The sequence below is a fragment of the Burkholderia stabilis genome (genome assembly GCF_001742165.1).
In the GTDB taxonomy this organism is placed as follows: domain Bacteria; phylum Pseudomonadota; class Gammaproteobacteria; order Burkholderiales; family Burkholderiaceae; genus Burkholderia; species Burkholderia stabilis.
In genome coordinates, this window is record NZ_CP016443.1 from 740498 (window position 1) to 755876 (window position 15379).

Here is a 15379-nt window from a genome sequence, read left to right on the forward strand (position 1 = left end):
CCGATGCCGATGCGGCTTACTGCGGCGTGATGTTCGACGCTTGCAGACCCTTCGGGCCGCGCTTCACTTCGAAGCTGACCTTCTGGCCTTCGGCCAGGGTCTTGAAGCCCGTGCCGCGAATTTCCGAGAAATGGGCGAACAGATCGTCGCCGCCGTTGTCCGGGGAGATGAAACCAAAGCCCTTGGTTTCGTTGAACCACTTGACGGTACCGGTATCCACAAATACTTCCTTAATACAAATTATTGAACATGCGCCCGTGACGGGCACAGAAAGAATCAAAAGAGGGAGAGACCAACGACCGCCGCACGGAGTGCGGCCAATGATGAGCAATCGAACTTCTTGAAGACTTCGGTCACGGACACTACGCTGCTGCAAACGTTTCGTCAAGGCATTTCGGTGCGGCGCAGACGCGCGCCTGCCGTGTGCGCCTTATGCGGCGGGAGTTGCCGGCCGACGGGACGCATTTCGATGCCCCCCCTTTTTCGGCCGGCCCACCACGTTTTACTGCGGTTCGAACACGTGATGCAGCGCCGGCGGCGCCTCGCCGTCGCGAATCCGCATTTCGAACGCCTTACGCGCGACGCACGTCGGCCGCACGTCGGCCGCGTCCAGGTAGAACTGCGAATACCAGTCGCGCATCTGGTACAGCGGCCCGTCGCCTTCGCACAGCAGCGGGTTGTCGATCCGCGTCTTGCTGTGCCAGATGTCGACGTCCTCGTAGAACGCGCGCTGCGCTTCCTTCACGTACGCGTTCGCGATCTCCAGGTTCTGCGCTTCGCTGAGCCCCGCCACCTTCTTCACGATCACGCCGTAACGCAGCTCGAAGCTGTTCATGTCGATCGGCACGTGGCAGTTCAGCAGCACCGAATGGATCGGCTGCCCGTTGCTCTGGCCCGTCATCTGCGTGATGTGCACGGCCGGCCCGAAATAGGTCGACAACGCGGTCAGGCTGTCGCCGCCGAGCTTCTCGCTGCGGCCGACCATCAGCTGCGTCGCCTTGTGGTCCTCGAACAGGTTCGCGAAATAGTCGATCGGCGCGTGGTGCACGGTCGCGAAGTGCGCGACATCCGAGATGTTGTCGACCAGTTCGCGGCAGTTGGCCTGGATCACCATCTTGTCGACGACCCAGTCCGACCATTCGTCGGAGAAGCACACGTCGAGGCGCGGAATCGCGACTTCCGGCGGCGGCGCGTTGCCTTCCGGGTCGTTCCACACGAACAGCAGGTTGTTTTCCTCGCAGGTCGGCCATGCGCCGATGCGCGCCTTCGGCGGAATCCGCTTGCAGTACGGAATCGACGCGCACTGCCCTTCGCCGCTCCAGGCCCAGCCGTGGAACGGGCAGACGAGGTTGTCGCCCTGGACCGTGCCGAGGCTCAGGTCGGCGCCCATGTGCGGGCAGTACGCGTCGACGACGTTGACCTTGCCGGTCGAATCGGCGAACGCGGCGAGCTTGCGGCCGAACACGTTCAGCGTGTGCGGTTTGCCGTCCTTGTAGTCGCGGGCGAGCCCGAGGCAGTGCCAGCCGCGCGCATAGCGCTGTGCGAGCGGCTGGGCTTCGATCTTGTAGGGGCGTGCGGACATCGGATGTGTCTCCTGGTTGACGCGCGCGGCGGCCCGCCGCGCGTTCGGGGGTAATGAGGGGCGGCGATCAGTGCGCCGGATTGCCGGGTTCGAGCGCGCGCGCCGGCTTCAGCTGCGGCGCGGCGACCGGCTGCGGCGACGCCTGCTGCATGCGGCGCTCGGCGCGTTCGACGCCGAGCCACGCGGCCAGCGCGGGCAGCAGGAACACCGCACCGAACAGGTTCACGAGGAACATGAACGCGAGCAGCACGCCCATGTCGACCTGGAACTTCAGCGCGGAGAACGCCCACGTGCCGACGCCGATGAACATCGTGACGGCCGTGAACAGCGCCGCCGTGCCGCGCTGGCGCATCGCGTCGGCGAATGCGTCCGGCAGCGTCGCGCCGTGGCGGATGTCGTGCTGCAGGCGCTCGTACAGGTAGATCCCGTAGTCGACGCCCACGCCGACGCCGAGCGTGATCACCGGCAGCGTCGCGACCTTCAGCCCGATGCCGAGCCGCGCCATTACCGCATTGCACAGGATCGACACGAGCGTGAGCGGCACGATGATGCACAGCACCGCGCGCCACGAGCGGAACGTGAGCGCGCACAGCAGCGCGATCGCACCGAAGATCGACAGCAGCATCGCGACTTCGGCATCGCCGACGGCCTCGTTGGTCGCGGCCATCACACCGACGTTGCCGCCGGCGAGGCGGAACGCAACGTTCGGCGTCGGGTTCTCGGCCGCGAAGCGCTTGATCTCGTCGACGATGTGCGCGATGGTCGTGCCTTCGTGGTTCTTCGTGTAGATCAGGACCTGGATCGCCTTGCAGTTCGCGGTGTTCATCCCGTTGTCAGGGTCGAACGCGTTGGAACCCTGCGTGAGCCCGTCGCTGGAGCGCGGCAGCGCGGCCCAGCGCGGGTTGCCTTCGTTGAACGCGGCGATGAACACCTTGCCCTGCGACGACACGCTCGTCACCGACTGCACGCCGGCCACGCCGCGCATGTTCATCTCGAACTTCTCGATCGCGCTCATCACCGGGTAATGCAGGCACGCGTCGTCGAAGCCGGTCGTCTCGACGATCACCGACAACACGTCGACACCGATGTTGTACTGGTGCGTGATCGCCGCGTTGTCGATGTTGTAGCGCGAGTTCGCGCGCAGCTCCGGCGCGCCGGTGCCGATATCGCCGATCTCCAGCTTGCGCGATTCGAGCGTGCCGTACGCGAGCAGCGCGAGCGCGACTGCGAACACGCCGAGCGCGGGCGCCGGCCGCGCGAACACCGCGAAGCGCGACCACATCGGGCTGCCGCCGGCCGCCGCCGTGCGCTGCGCACGCGCCAGCGTGCCGCGTTCGAGGCGCGTGTACGACAGCAGGATCGGCAGGAACACCTTGTTCGTGACGATCATCAGCAGCACGCCGAGGCACGCGGTGATGCCGAGCTCGCGCACGATGTCGATCTTGATCCGCATGATCACCATGAAGCCCAGCGCGTTGGTCAGCAGCGCGACGGTGCCCGGCACGAACAGCTTGCGGAACGCGTCGCGCGCGGCATCGACCGACGACGCGCCGCGCACCAGCGCCTGCTTCCACGCGTTGGTCATCTGCACCGCGTGCGACACGCCGATCGAGAAGATCAGGAACGGCACGAGGATCGACATCGGATCGATACCGAGCCCGAGCAGCGGCAGCGCGCCGAGCAGCCACACGACCGGCAGCAGCGCGACGACGAGCGCCAGCGCGGTGGTCTTCAGCGAACGCGTGTAGGCGAACAGCAGCGCGGCCGTGACGAGGAACGCGAGCGCGAAGAACGCCATCACGCCCGCGATGCCGCTTTCGACGTCGCCGACCAGCTTCGCGAAGCCGATGATGTTCACGTCGATGCCCTGCTTCGCATACTTCGCGCGAATCTCCTCGAGCTGGCGCGCGACCGTGCTGTAGTCGAGCCGCTTGCCGGTCGCGGGATCGGTCTCGCGCAGCTCCGCGCGGATCAGCGCCGACTTCAGGTCGTTGCCGACGAGGCGACCGATCTGCCCCGAACGCGCGACGTTGCGGCGCACCTTCGCGAGATCGTCCGGGTTCGCGCTGGAGAACTGACCCGGCACGACCACGTCGCCGCGAAAGCCGGCCTCGGTCACCTCGGTGTAGTGGACGTTCGGCGTGAACAGCGAGAACACGCGCGAGCGGTTCACGCCGGGGATGAAGAACACGTCGTCGGTCGCATGGCGCAGCCCATCCATGAACGTCTGGTTGTAGATGTCGCCGTCGCCCTTCCAGCGCAGGCTCACGAGGATCGTGTTCGCGCCGGGGAACGCGCCCGCGTAGCGTTCGAACACCTGCATGTACGGGTGCTGCATCGGGATCATCTTGTTGAAGCCCGGATCGAGCTTCAGGCGCGTCGCGGACAGGCCGAGCGCGAGCGTCACCGCGACGCAGAGCAGCATCAGCAGCTTGCGCTGGCGAATGATCGTGTTGGCGCAGCGCTCGACGAACGCGGCGAGGCGCGACGCGGGAACGGCTTCAGGGGGGCGTGACAGGTCGTTCATGGAATTCTCGTGTCGGTACGGACTGGCGATGCGAAACGAACCAAAGCGGACGGAAACCGGCGGCCGGGCTTCAGGACGGCGACGCGGCGAGCGGCGCGACGCCGGCTTCACCGCCGAGCAGCAGCGCGCCGTGGCCCATGTCGAGCACGGCCGCGAGGCTCTGCACGCCGCCGAGCTTGCGCACGCCGAAGGTCAGCCCGCCGTCGCGCGACGCGACGATCGCGCCGCCCTGGCCGACCAGCACGAGTTCGCCGTCGGTGAGCTGGGTCGCGCCGAAGTACGACACCGGCACGTGGCTGTCGACGTGCGTCCAGGTCGCGCCACGATCGGTGCTGCGCACCACGTTGCCGCGCATCCCGTATGCGACCCAGTCGCCGTTCGCGAGCATCAGCGCGCCGAACAGCGAGCCGGCGTACGGCGAAGGCAGCTTGTCCCAGGTGACGCCGTTGTCGGTCGAGCGCAGCAGCGTGCCGCTCTCGCCCGCGATCAGCAGGTTGCCGTGACCGTCGCCGACGATCGCGTTCAGGTGGCGGTCGCCGGCCGGCGTCTTCACGGTCTGCCAGTTGACGCCGGCGTCATCCGAGCGCAGCAGCTGCCCGAAACTGCCGGCCGCGAACAGCGGGCCGTTCGCGGTGCCCCATACGGACAGCAGCGGATCGGAGTGTTCGTGGTCCATGTGCACCTCGCGCCAGTGCACGCCCGCGTCGTCGCTGCGCACGATCCGGCCGTCGTGGCCAACCGCGATCCCGAGCGTCGGCGTGATGAAACGCACCTGGGTGAGCGTCGACGCGTCGTCGGGCGTGACCGACGCCGGCCGCCAGTGGGCGCCCGAGTCGTCGCTCAGCAGGATCACGCCGCGTTCACCGACCGCGACGATGCGCGTGCCGGCCCGGGCGAGCCCGTTGATCTGCAGCCGGTCCGCATGGATCGCCGTGACCGGGAACGCCGGCAGCGGGCGCGGCGAAAACGCGAACAACGCGGCGCCGAGCACGAGCGCCGACATCGCGAGTCCGGGCAAAGTTCGTTTCATCGCTTGTCTCCTGTATCTGCATTCGATGGCGGTTCGCGCCGAAGCGCCCGCCGCCGTCGCCTGCAAGTCTCCGGGCCGCCGGTCGTTGCCGCGGCCTCGAATGGTCCTGACTGGATCGCTGCCGGTTCCTGCTACGCGCCGACGTCGAACAGCGCGGCGGCACCCATCCCGCCGCCGATGCACATCGTCACGACCGCGTGCCGCACGCCGCGCCGCGCGCCTTCGAGCAGCGCGTGCATCGTCATCCGCGTGCCCGACATCCCGAACGGATGGCCGAGCGCGATCGCGCCGCCGTCCACGTTCAGGCGATCGTCGGGGATGCCGAGCGTGTCGCGGCAATACAGCGCCTGGCACGCGAACGCCTCGTTCAGCTCCCACAGCCCGACGTCGGCCACCGTCATTCCGAAACGCGCCAGCAGCTTCGGGATCGCGAACACCGGGCCGATGCCCATCTCGTCCGGCTCGCAGCCGGCCACCGCGAGGCCGCGGAACGCGCCGAGCGGCGTCAGCCCGCGGCGCGCCGCTTCGCTGCGCGACATCACGACCACGGCGGCCGCGCCGTCCGACAGTTGCGACGCATTGCCGGCCGTCACGAACTCGCCCTGCTCGACGACCTTGCCGCCGCTCCACGAAGGCTTCAGCCCTGCGAGCCGCTCGGCCGTCGTGTCGGCGCGCACGCCTTCGTCGCGTGCCGCGCGCAGGTCTTCGTGACCGGTCTCGTTGCCTTCCTTGTCGAACAGCGCGCGCCGCACGTCGAGCGGCGCGATTTCCGCGTCGAAGCGGCCGGCCGCCTGGGCGTCGGCCGTGCGCTGGTGGCTCTGCAGCGCGAATTCGTCCTGCGCCGCGCGCGAGATGCCGTAGCGGCGCGACACGATCTCGGCCGTTTCCATCATCGCCATGTACGCGGCCGGCTGGTGATCGAGCACCGCTTGCGAGCGCGCGCGATACGCGTTCTTGTGCTTGTTCTGCGTGAGCGAGATCGACTCGACGCCGCCCGCGACGACGATCCGCGCGTCGCCCGCGCCGATGCTGCGTGCGGCGCTCGCGATCGACATCAGGCCCGACGAGCACATGCGGTCGATCGCCATGCCCGGCACCGAAGCCGGCAGCCCGGCCGCCGCGGCCGACAGGCGGCCGATGTTGTAGCCCTGCGTGCCCTGCTGCGCGGCGCAGCCGATCAGCACGTCGTCGACGTCGGCCGGCGCGACGCCCGCGCGTTCGAGCGCCGTGCGCACGACGTGGCCGCCCAGCGCGGGCGCCTCGGTGTCGTTGAACATGCCGCGAAACGCCTTGCCGATCGGCGTGCGTGCGACGGAAACGATGACTGCGTCTTCCATGTGCTGGCTCTCTGAATCTGGATCTAGAAGTAGTAACGGCTGATCGTGTCGGCCACGCAACCGGGCTTGGCTTCGCCTTCGATCTCGACGGTCACGCGTATCCACGCCTGCACGCCGCCTTCGAGCGGCTCGACGCGCAGCAGCTCGCCGACGCCGCGCACGCGCGCGCCGACCTTCACCGGCGCGGGGAAACGGATCTTGTCGCAGCCGTAGTTGACGCCGAGCCGCGCGCCGTCGATGCGCACGATCTGCGGCAGGAAGTAGTTGACGAGCGACAGCGTCAGGTAGCCGTGCGCGATGCACGCGCCGAACGGGCCGTCCTTCGCGCGCACCGGATCGACGTGCACCCACTGGTGATCGCCCGTCGCATCGGCGAAGCCGTCGATGCGGATCTGGTCGATCGCGAGCCACGCGCTCGCGCCGAGCGTGTCGCCGACGGCCGCCGCGAGTTCGCCGGGATGCGCGAACACGCGGGGCGTCGCGCGCACGGGGTCGAGGGTCGTGTCCATCATGCGTGCTGGCTGCTGACCGACAGCACTTCGCCCGTCATGTACGACGCGTAATCGCTTGCAAGAAACACCATCACGTTCGCGACCTCCCAGACTTCGGCGGCGCGCCCGAAGGCTTCGCGCGACGCCAGTTGATTCAGCAAGTCGGCCGGCGCCGACTTCTTCAGAAAATCGTGCATCGCGATGCTCGGTGCAACCGCGTTGATGCGCACGCCGTACGGCGACGCTTCGAGCGCCGCGCAGCGCGTGAGCGCCATCACGCCCGCTTTCGCCGCCGCGTAGTGCGCCTGTTCCGCCTGCGCGCGCCAGCCGAGCACCGATGCGTTGTTGACGATCGCGCCGCGGCCTCGGGCCTGCATGTGCGGCAGCATCGCGCGCGTCATCCGGAACGTCCCGGTAAGGCTAATGTCGATCACGCGCGACCATTCGGCATCGTCCATATCGACGATGCGGGTCGACCCGCCGAGCCCGGCGTTGTTGATCAGCACGTCGACGCCGTCGAGCTTGTCCTGCGCGTCGGCCACCAGCGCCTGCACGTCGGCTTCCACCGAGACGTTGCACAGGCGGCCGTAGATCTGTTGCAGCCCCGTTTCGGCGCGCAGCGTCTGCACCGCCTGTTCGAGGCGTTTTTCGTGGATGTCGGAGATGAACAGCGCGCGGCAGCCTTCCTCCGCGCAGCGGCGCGCGGCCGCGAAGCCGATGCCCGCGCCGGCGGCGGCCGTGATCAGCACCGATTTGCCGGCGAGCAGCTGGTGGCCCGGCACGTAGGGCGGCGCTTTTGCAATCTGAAGTTCGGTCATGCGTTACCTCGTGGTTCTCTCGGCATGCCGAGCCCGCGCTCGGCCATGATGTTGAGCTGGATTTCATTGGTGCCGGCGTAGATCGTGTCCGCACGGGAGAACAGGAATACGCGCTGCAGATGGGTGAGCTTTTCGTCGGCCGGATCGACCACGTTCGCGCGGGGGCCGAGCGCATCCATCGCGAGCTGGCCGAGGTCGCGGTGCCAGTTCGACCAGAAGTACTTGTAGATCAGCGCCTCACGGCGCAGCGGCGCGCCGGCGTCGGCGTCGTCCGCGCCGGACAGCATCCGCAGCGCGTTGTAGCGCATCACGCGCAGCCCGGCCCAGGCGCGACCGATCCGCTGGCGCAGCACCGGGTCGAGGTCCGCGCCCGATTCGCGCGCGGCGTCGATCACCCATTCGAGTTCGCGGACGAACTGCATCTGCTGGCCGAGCGTCGACATGCCGCGCTCGAAGCCGAGCAGCGTCATCGCGATCCGCCAGCCGTCGCCCGGCGCGCCGACGAGGTCGCGGGCTTCCGCGCGCGCGCCGTCGAAGAACACTTCGTTGAATTCCGCGCCGCCGTTGAGCTGCCTGATCGGCCGGATCTCGATGCCCGGCTGGTCGAGCGGCATCAGCAGGAACGACAGCCCCTTGTTGCCTTTCGACTCGGGATCGGTGCGCGCGAGCACGAAGATCCAGTCGGAATCGTGCGCGAGCGATGTCCACACCTTCTGGCCGTACACGCGCCACGCGCCGTCCGCATCCTGTTCGGCGCGCGTGCGGACGTTGGCCAGATCCGAACCCGCGCCCGGCTCCGAATAACCCTGGCACCAGAACTGCGTGCCGGCGAGGATGCCGGGCAGGAAGCGCGCGCGCTGGTCGTCGGTGCCGCACGCGACCAGCGTCGGCCCAAGCAGCCCTTCGCCGATATGGCCCATCCGCCCCGGGCCGCCGGCGCGTGCATATTCCTCGTGGAAGATCACCTGCTCGGCGACCGTCAAGCCGCGCCCGCCGGCGCTGGTCGGCCAGCCGAGCCCGGTCCAGCCGCCCTGCGCCATTTCCCGTTCCCACGCCTTGCGCAGCGCCGGCCACGCTTCCTCGTCGCCGGGGCCGCCGCGGTATTTCAGGCACGCGAATTCGCCGGTCAGGTGCGACTGCACCCAGTCGGCCACTTCGTGCCGCAATTGCTGTTCGCGCGTTTCGCTGTTCATTGAAGTGCTCCTGCACGCGCGGCGGACGGACGCGTTGCCGCCGAAACCGGCGGCGTCGCTGGCGCTGCGTCGCGCTGCGGCGCGCCGCCGTCGATCGCATGGCAAGCGATCCATTCGAGCAGTTGCGGCGTGCTGCCGAACTGCGCGCCCGACGCCTGCGCGCGCTTGAAGTAGAGATGCGGGTCGTATGCCCACGTGAAGCCTACGCCGCCGTGCAACTGGATCGCTTCCTGTGCGCAGAACGCATAGGCGTCGTTCGCGGCGGCCTTCGCGGCGGCGATGTCGACGCGCAGCGCGGCGCCCGGCGTCGCGCCGGCTTGCGCATCCCACACATGCGCGGCGCCGAGCACGGCCGAGCGTGCCGATTCGATCAGCACCATCATCTGTGCGCAGCGATGCTTCACCGCCTGGAACGACGCGATCGCACGGCCGAATTGCACGCGCTGGCTCGTGTAGTCGAGCGTCAGGTCGAGGCATTGCTGAGCACCGCCGAGCTGTTCGGCAGCCAGCGCGAGCGCCGCGAACCATGCGGCGCGTTCGAGCGCCTGCGCGGCGTCGCGGCCGGCGAGCAGCGCATCGCGATTCACGCGCGTTTCGTCGAACGCAATGCGCGCGATCGGCCGCGTCGCGTCGAGCGTGTCGAGCGGCGTGACGGTCAGGCCGGTTGCCGTTGCGACGTCGATTGCGAACACCGCGATCGACTGCGCTTCATTCGCGATCCGCGCGGGGATCAACAACAGGTCGGCACGCGCGCCGTCGATCACCTGCGGGATCACGCCGGACAGCGCATAGCCGCCCGCCGCTTCCTCCGCGACGACCGGCAGCGGCCAGGAAGCCGCTGCCGCGTCGAACGGCAGGTCGAGCGGCAGCGCCAGCGTCGCGCTGCAAGCGCCTTCGGCAATCTTCGCGAGCCAGCCGGCCACAACCGGCGTGTCGCAGCCGGCCAGCACGGTCGCAGCAAGGCACGCGGTCGGGAAATACGGCACGCATGCGACGCGCCGGCCGAGCTGTTCCATCAGCACCGTCTGCTCGACCGCGCCGAGCCCCAGCCCGCCGGCCGCTTCGGGCAGCGCCAGCGCGTTCCAGCCGAGCTCGCCTGCGAGCGCGGCCCACAACGCGTCGTCTCGCCCGGCCGATTGCTCGAGCGCGCGGCGCACGTCGGCGGACGCGCTGCGTTCGGCGAGCACGTCGGCCGCCGCGTCGCGGATCATCGCCTGTTCGTCGGTGAGCGCCAGGTCCATTGCTCAGCTCCCGTACACGCGCTGCGCGGGGCGCGCATCGGCGAGCAGCTGCGCGACGGCCGGGCCGACTTCGGCCGCTGCCCAGCGCGCGCCGCGATCGACGCTCGGGCCGGTGCGCCAGCCTTCGGCGACCGCGATCATCCCGCCCGCGACCTCGAACACCTGGCCCGTCACGTCGGCCGACAGCGCGCTGCCGAGCCACACCACCAGCGGCGCGACGTTGGCCGGATCGAAGTAGTCGAAGCCGCCGTCCTCGGGCTTCTTCATCATGTCGGCGAACACGCCTTCGGTCATCGACGTGCGCGCGGCCGGTGCGAGCGCGTTCACGCGCACGCCGTAGCGCTGCAGCTCGGCCGCCTGCATCAGCGTGAGAGCGGCGATTCCGGCCTTCGCCGCGCCATAGTTCGACTGGCCGATCGAGCCTTGCAGCCCGGCACCCGAACTCGTGTTGACGATGCGCGCGTCGACTGCCTGGCCGGCCTTCGCGGCGTCGCGCCAGACGCGCGCCAGCACGCTCGACAGGCAGAAGTGGCCGCGCAGGTGCACGCGCATCACGTCGTCCCAGTCGTTCTCGGTCATGCTCGTGAACATCTTGTCGCGGCAGATGCCCGCGTTGTTGACGAGCACGTGCACGTCGCCGAACGCTTCGCGCGCCGCATCGACGATCCGCTGCGCGGTGTCGGTGCGCGTGATGTCGTCCGAATTCGCGAGCGCGCGCCCGCCGCGTTGCGCGATCTCGTCGCACACGGCCTGCGCGGCGTCGTGCCGGATGTCGTTGACGACGACCGCCGCGCCTTCGGCCGCGAACGCGAGCGCGTATTCGCGCCCGAGCCCGCCGCCCGCGCCGGTGATGATGACGGTGCGTCCGTTACAGATTCCCATGCTTGTGCCTCGTGGATCGTGAAAGTGACGCGCTCACAGGCGCTCGATGATCGTGACGTTCGCGAGGCCGCCGCCTTCGCACATCGTCTGCAGGCCGTAGCGGCCGCCGGTGCGTTCCAGCTCGTGCAGCAGCGTCGTCATCAGCCGTGCGCCGGTCGCGCCGAGCGGATGGCCGAGCGCGATGCCGCCGCCGTTCGGATTGGTCTTTTCGTGCGGAAAACGCGTGTCGGCGAGCCAGGCCATCGCGACTGACGCGAACGCCTCGTTCATTTCGACCACGTCGATCTGCGACCAGTCGAGCCCGCTCTTCTTCAATGCGGCCTTGGTCGCCGGAATCGGCGCGGTCAGCATCCACAGCGGATCGTCGCCGAGCACGCTCAGGTGATGAATGCGTGCGCGCGGCGTGAGGCCATAGCGCTTCAACGCATCCTCCGACACGATCAGCAAGGCGGCTGCCGCATCGCAGGTCTGGCTCGCGACGGCGGCCGTCAGCGAGCCGCCCGGCGCGAGCGGTTCGAGCGTCGCCATCTTTTCCAGCGACGTGTCGGGGCGCGGCGTCTCGTCGTGCAGCACGCCTTCGAGCGGCACGATTTCCCGCTTGAAATGGCCGGCCTCGATCGCCGCGACCGCGCGGCGGTGGCTTTCGAGCGCATAACGCTCCATCGCGTCGCGCGACAGGTTCCAGTGATCGGCGATCCGCTGCGCGGCGACGAACTGCGACACCGGCGCGTCGCCGAAGCGCGCGCGCCAGCCGGCGCTGCCCGAGAACGGATCGGTGAAGCCGAGCGGCGCGGCGCAGGTCATCGCGGACGAGATCGGGATCTGCGTCATCGTCTGCACGCCGCCGGCGACGACGACATCCTGCACGCCGCTCATCACGGCCTGCGCGGCGAAATGCACGGCCTGCTGCGACGAGCCGCACTGCCGGTCGACCGTCACGCCCGGCACCGTGAGCGGCAGCCCGGCCGCGAGCCAGCAGGTGCGCGCGATGTTGCCCGCGAGCGGGCCGATCGTGTCGACGCAGCCGAATACCACGTCGTCGTATTCGTCGGCCGGAATCGCGTTGCGTTCGACGAGCGTCTTCAGCACGAAGCCGCCGAGGTCCGCCCCATGCACGTGCGCGAGCCCGCCCTTGCGGCGGCCGGTCGGCGTGCGCAGCGCGTCGACGATATAGGCTTGTTTCATCAGTTCAGTTCCTCGAGGTCGAAGGTCTGCGCGGGGCCGATCGGCAATGCGTCGCCGAGAATCGCGTCGGCCACGCGGGCCTTGTGGAACGCGCTGTCGCCCCAGCTGCCGGAAAGCGCCCAGATGCGCTTCATGAAGATCTGCAGGTCGAGCTCCCACGTGTAGCCGATCGCGCCGTGCACCTGCATCGTGTGACGCGCGGCCAGTTGCGCGGCCGCCGTCGCCGCGAGCTTCGCGTGCGACACGAACACCGCGCGCTGCGGGTGATCGTCGGCGATCGCCTGCGCGGCGCGCGCGACCACCGGCCGCGCGAACTCGTAGCGGATCGCCACGTCCGCGAGCAGATGCTTGAGCGCCTGGTACGAGCCGATCGCCTTGCCGAACTGCTTGCGCTGCGCGCTGTAATCGATCGCGACGTCGAGCACGCGCTGCGTGAGGCCGAGCAATTGCGCGGCCACCGCGAACGCGCCGTGGTCGAGCGCGCGTGCCAGCAGCGGCGCGGCTTCCTCCGCATCCGCGATGCGCGTGGCCGCCGCGGGTTCCCAGTCGAGCGTGAACAGGCGCCGCGACGGGTCGACGCTGTCGACCGCGCGCCACGCGCACTGCGCGGGATCGACGCGGTGCAGCTCGCCGCGGTGTTCGCACAGCAGCGTCTGCGCGACGTGCACGTCGGCCGCATACGGGTTCACCGGATGCACGAGCGCGACGCGCGCGCGCCCTTCGGCGATGTCGCGCAACAGCGCGTCGCGCCAGTCGCTCGCGGGCAACCGCGCCAGCACGCCGGCCGACACGAGCGCCGTGTCGAGCAGCGGCTCGGGGCTGCCGAAGTAACCGTAGGTCTGCGCGAGCAGCGCCCATTCCGCCTCGGTCAGGCCGAGGCCGCCGTACGCCTCGGGCACCGACACGGCGGTCAGCCCCTGCGACGCGAACAGCGCCCACAGCGCGTCCGAGCGGCCGGTCGGCGTGGCCCAGAGCTCGCGGATCAGCTCGGGCGTCATCTCGGTCATCAGCAGGCGCTTCACGCTGTCCGCGAGCGCTTCCTGGTCTTCATCGAATACGAAATCCATACGATGTCCGTTCAGTGAGGTGTCGCCGGCGCCGTTACGCGCGCGGCATGCCGAGCATCCGTTCGGCGACGATGTTGCGCTGGATCTCGTTGGTGCCCGCGTAGATCGGGCCGGCCTGCGCGAACAGGAAGCCATCGAGCCAGTGGCCGAGCGTCGCGTGCTGCGCGGCCGTCTGCGGGACGACCTCGCCGTGCGCGCCGAGGATGTCGAGCGCTGTCTGATGCATGCGCAGGTCGAGTTCAGACCAGAACACCTTGTTGGTGCTCGACTCCGCGCCGATGTGACCGCCCTTGAGCAGCCGGCTCGCGGTCGCGTAGGTCGACAGCGCATACGCCTGCGCATCCATCCAGGCCGACACCACGCGCTCGCGCAGCGTCGGATCGCGATCCGCGCTGTCGCGGTGCGCGAGATACAGGTCGCGCAATGCCTGCGCGGTGCGCTGGAAGCGCGCCGGCGAGCGCAGCATCAGCCCGCGCTCGAAGCCGGCCGTCGCCATCGCGACCTGCCAGCCCGCGCCTTCGGCCGCGAGCCGGTTCTCCACCGGCACACGCACGTCGTCGAAGAAGATCTCCGCGAAGCCTGTCTGCCCGTTCAACTGCCGGATCGGCCGCACCGTGATGCCCGGCGCGGACAGCGGCACCATCAGGAACGTGAGCCCGTGGTGGCGCGACGATTCGGGATCGCTGCGGAACAGCCCGAACAGCCAGTCGGCCCACACCGCGCGCGTCGACCAGATCTTCTGGCCGTTCAGCACGTACTCGTCGCCGATGCGGACCGCCGTCGTGCGGATCGCGGCCATGTCCGAGCCCGCGTTCGGCTCCGACCAGCCCTGCGCCCACACGTGCTCGCCGGCCGCCATCGCGGGCAGGAAGCGCGCTTTCTGCTCCGGCGTGCCGAAATCCATCAGCGTCGGGCCGAGCAGGAAGATGCCGTTCTGGTTCACGCGCATCGGCGCGTCGGCGCGCCAGTACTCTTCCTCGAAGATCAGCCACTCGATCAGGTCGCAACCGCGCCCGCCCAGCTCGCGCGGCCACGTGACCATGCTCCAGCGGCCCGAGTGCAGCGTGCGCTCCCATTCGCGGTGCGCGGCGAAGCCTTCCTCGGTGTCGAAGCTCGGCAGCCGCTCGCGCGGCACGTGCGCGGCGAGCCATTCGCGGATTTCCGCGCGGAACGCCTGCTGTTGCGGCGTATAGGTCAGGTTCATGCGCGTGCCTCCTCGGCCTGCGCGTCGAAACGCGCGTCGCGCTTCTCGACGAACGCGGCGCGCGCCTCCGTCGAGTCGTTCGTCATGTACGCCTGCAGCGTGAAACCCTGCTCCCAGCGGTACTTGTCCTCGAGATCACCGTCCTCGACGCCGTTCAGCGCCTCCTTCGCAAGCCGCACCATCGCCGGGCTCTTGTCCGCGATCTTGCGGGCGATCGCGAGCGCCGCGTCGCGCAGCGCATCACGCGCGACGACCTGCTCGACCGCGCCGAGCCGGTACGCTTCGGCCGCGTCGATCATGTCGCCGGTGAAATACATCGCCCGCACCTTCTGCACGCCGAACAGCCGCTGCAGGTGCGCGCCGCCGCCCATCGCGCCGCGGTCGATCTCGGGCACGCCGAAGCGCGCGCAATCCGCCGCGACGACGATGTCCGCCGCGCCGCAGATGCCGATCCCGCCGCCGAGCACGAAACCGTGCACGGCCGCGATCACCGGCTTCGGGTTGCGGTGCACCGCGCGGAACGTCTCGTAGTTGCCCGCGTTGACAGACACGATCCGCTCCGGATGCGCGGCCAGTTCCTTGATGTCGACGCCCGCGCAGAAGCCGCGCCCCTCGCCGCGCACGACGATCACGCGCACGTCGTCGTCCTCGCCGAGCGCGTCGAGCGCGCGGGAGAGCGCATGCCAGCCCTGCGCGTCGAGCGCGTTCACGGGCGGATGGGCGATCACCAGTTCGGCGATGCCGTCGGCGCGATCGATCCGGAACGGCATCGCGCCGGCCGGTTGATTGGATGCTGTCATCTCCTTTGCCTCCCTGTGTTTG

14 protein-coding genes are annotated in these 15379 nt (G+C 69.3%); all 14 read right to left on the reverse strand.

Annotation, left to right across the window (positions count from 1 at the left end; translation table 11 throughout):
- Window positions 1-16: 16 nt before the first annotated feature.
- A complete protein-coding gene (locus BBJ41_RS21385) occupies window positions 17-220 on the reverse strand; it encodes a cold-shock protein (protein WP_006483056.1) in 204 nt (67 codons plus the stop codon).
- Between the two features lie 282 nt (window positions 221-502).
- Window positions 503-1582, reverse strand: a complete 1080-nt coding sequence (locus tag BBJ41_RS21390; protein WP_069748318.1) for a Rieske 2Fe-2S domain-containing protein — start codon at window positions 1580-1582, stop codon at window positions 503-505.
- Between the two features lie 67 nt (window positions 1583-1649).
- The gene (locus BBJ41_RS21395) at window positions 1650-4109 is read right to left on the reverse strand and encodes an efflux RND transporter permease subunit (RefSeq protein ID WP_069748319.1); all 2460 of its coding nucleotides are present in this window, start codon (window positions 4107-4109) and stop codon (window positions 1650-1652) included.
- 70 nt (window positions 4110-4179) lie between these two features.
- Complete coding sequence (locus BBJ41_RS21400; protein ID WP_069748320.1) at window positions 4180-5139, reverse strand: WD40/YVTN/BNR-like repeat-containing protein; 960 nt, start codon at window positions 5137-5139, stop codon at window positions 4180-4182.
- A 131-nt stretch (window positions 5140-5270) separates the two neighbouring features.
- On the reverse strand, window positions 5271-6476 hold the full coding sequence (locus tag BBJ41_RS21405; RefSeq protein ID WP_069748321.1) for an acetyl-CoA C-acyltransferase: 1206 nt from the start codon (window positions 6474-6476) through the stop codon (window positions 5271-5273).
- Window positions 6477-6499: 23 nt separating this feature from the next.
- Window positions 6500-6985 (reverse strand): MaoC family dehydratase, encoded by a 486-nt coding sequence (locus tag BBJ41_RS21410; protein ID WP_069748322.1) that lies wholly within the window; start codon window positions 6983-6985, stop codon window positions 6500-6502.
- Entirely contained in the window at window positions 6985-7785 is an 801-nt protein-coding gene (locus tag BBJ41_RS21415) for an SDR family oxidoreductase (protein WP_069748323.1), read from the reverse strand. The genes BBJ41_RS21410 and BBJ41_RS21415 overlap by 1 nt, the downstream gene beginning before the upstream one ends.
- On the reverse strand, window positions 7782-8978 hold the full coding sequence (locus tag BBJ41_RS21420) for an acyl-CoA dehydrogenase family protein (RefSeq protein WP_069748324.1): 1197 nt from the start codon (window positions 8976-8978) through the stop codon (window positions 7782-7784). Before BBJ41_RS21420 ends, BBJ41_RS21415 begins: the two co-directional genes overlap by 4 nt.
- A complete protein-coding gene (locus tag BBJ41_RS21425) occupies window positions 8975-10219 on the reverse strand; it encodes an acyl-CoA dehydrogenase family protein (protein ID WP_069748325.1) in 1245 nt (414 codons plus the stop codon). Before BBJ41_RS21425 ends, BBJ41_RS21420 begins: the two co-directional genes overlap by 4 nt.
- Before the next feature lie 3 nt (window positions 10220-10222).
- Window positions 10223-11101, reverse strand: a complete 879-nt coding sequence (locus tag BBJ41_RS21430; RefSeq protein WP_069748326.1) for an SDR family oxidoreductase — start codon at window positions 11099-11101, stop codon at window positions 10223-10225.
- A gap of 33 nt (window positions 11102-11134) precedes the next feature.
- Entirely contained in the window at window positions 11135-12286 is a 1152-nt protein-coding gene (locus BBJ41_RS21435; protein WP_069748327.1) for an acetyl-CoA C-acetyltransferase, read from the reverse strand.
- Window positions 12286-13353: an acyl-CoA dehydrogenase family protein gene (locus tag BBJ41_RS21440; protein WP_069748328.1), complete on the reverse strand. Its 1068-nt coding sequence runs from the start codon at window positions 13351-13353 to the stop codon at window positions 12286-12288. Before BBJ41_RS21440 ends, BBJ41_RS21435 begins: the two co-directional genes overlap by 1 nt.
- 34 nt (window positions 13354-13387) lie before the next feature.
- Window positions 13388-14557 carry an acyl-CoA dehydrogenase family protein gene (locus BBJ41_RS21445; protein WP_069748329.1) on the reverse strand — a complete coding sequence of 390 codons (1170 nt, stop codon included), beginning with the start codon at window positions 14555-14557 and terminating at the stop codon, window positions 13388-13390.
- On the reverse strand, window positions 14554-15357 hold the full coding sequence (locus tag BBJ41_RS21450; protein ID WP_069748330.1) for an enoyl-CoA hydratase family protein: 804 nt from the start codon (window positions 15355-15357) through the stop codon (window positions 14554-14556). Before BBJ41_RS21450 ends, BBJ41_RS21445 begins: the two co-directional genes overlap by 4 nt.
- Window positions 15358-15379 lie beyond the last annotated feature (22 nt).

Bases quoted from the DNA above. Each gene is read 5' to 3' on its own strand.
- BBJ41_RS21435 (WP_069748327.1), bottom strand. From the start codon at position 12,286: ATGAAACAAGCCTATATCGTCGACGCGCTGCGCACGCCGACCGGCCGC.
- BBJ41_RS21440 (WP_069748328.1), bottom strand. From the start codon at position 13,353: ATGGATTTCGTATTCGATGAAGACCAGGAAGCGCTCGCGGACAGCGTG.
- BBJ41_RS21395 (WP_069748319.1), bottom strand. From the start codon at position 4,109: ATGAACGACCTGTCACGCCCCCCTGAAGCCGTTCCCGCGTCGCGCCTC.
- BBJ41_RS21390 (WP_069748318.1), bottom strand. From the start codon at position 1,582: ATGTCCGCACGCCCCTACAAGATCGAAGCCCAGCCGCTCGCACAGCGC.
- BBJ41_RS21405 (WP_069748321.1), bottom strand. From the start codon at position 6,476: ATGGAAGACGCAGTCATCGTTTCCGTCGCACGCACGCCGATCGGCAAG.
- BBJ41_RS21415 (WP_069748323.1), bottom strand. From the start codon at position 7,785: ATGACCGAACTTCAGATTGCAAAAGCGCCGCCCTACGTGCCGGGCCAC.
- BBJ41_RS21410 (WP_069748322.1), bottom strand. From the start codon at position 6,985: ATGGACACGACCCTCGACCCCGTGCGCGCGACGCCCCGCGTGTTCGCG.
- BBJ41_RS21445 (WP_069748329.1), bottom strand. From the start codon at position 14,557: ATGAACCTGACCTATACGCCGCAACAGCAGGCGTTCCGCGCGGAAATC.
- BBJ41_RS21400 (WP_069748320.1), bottom strand. From the start codon at position 5,139: ATGAAACGAACTTTGCCCGGACTCGCGATGTCGGCGCTCGTGCTCGGC.
- BBJ41_RS21425 (WP_069748325.1), bottom strand. From the start codon at position 10,219: ATGGACCTGGCGCTCACCGACGAACAGGCGATGATCCGCGACGCGGCG.
- BBJ41_RS21420 (WP_069748324.1), bottom strand. From the start codon at position 8,978: ATGAACAGCGAAACGCGCGAACAGCAATTGCGGCACGAAGTGGCCGAC.
- BBJ41_RS21450 (WP_069748330.1), bottom strand. From the start codon at position 15,357: ATGACAGCATCCAATCAACCGGCCGGCGCGATGCCGTTCCGGATCGAT.
- BBJ41_RS21430 (WP_069748326.1), bottom strand. From the start codon at position 11,101: ATGGGAATCTGTAACGGACGCACCGTCATCATCACCGGCGCGGGCGGC.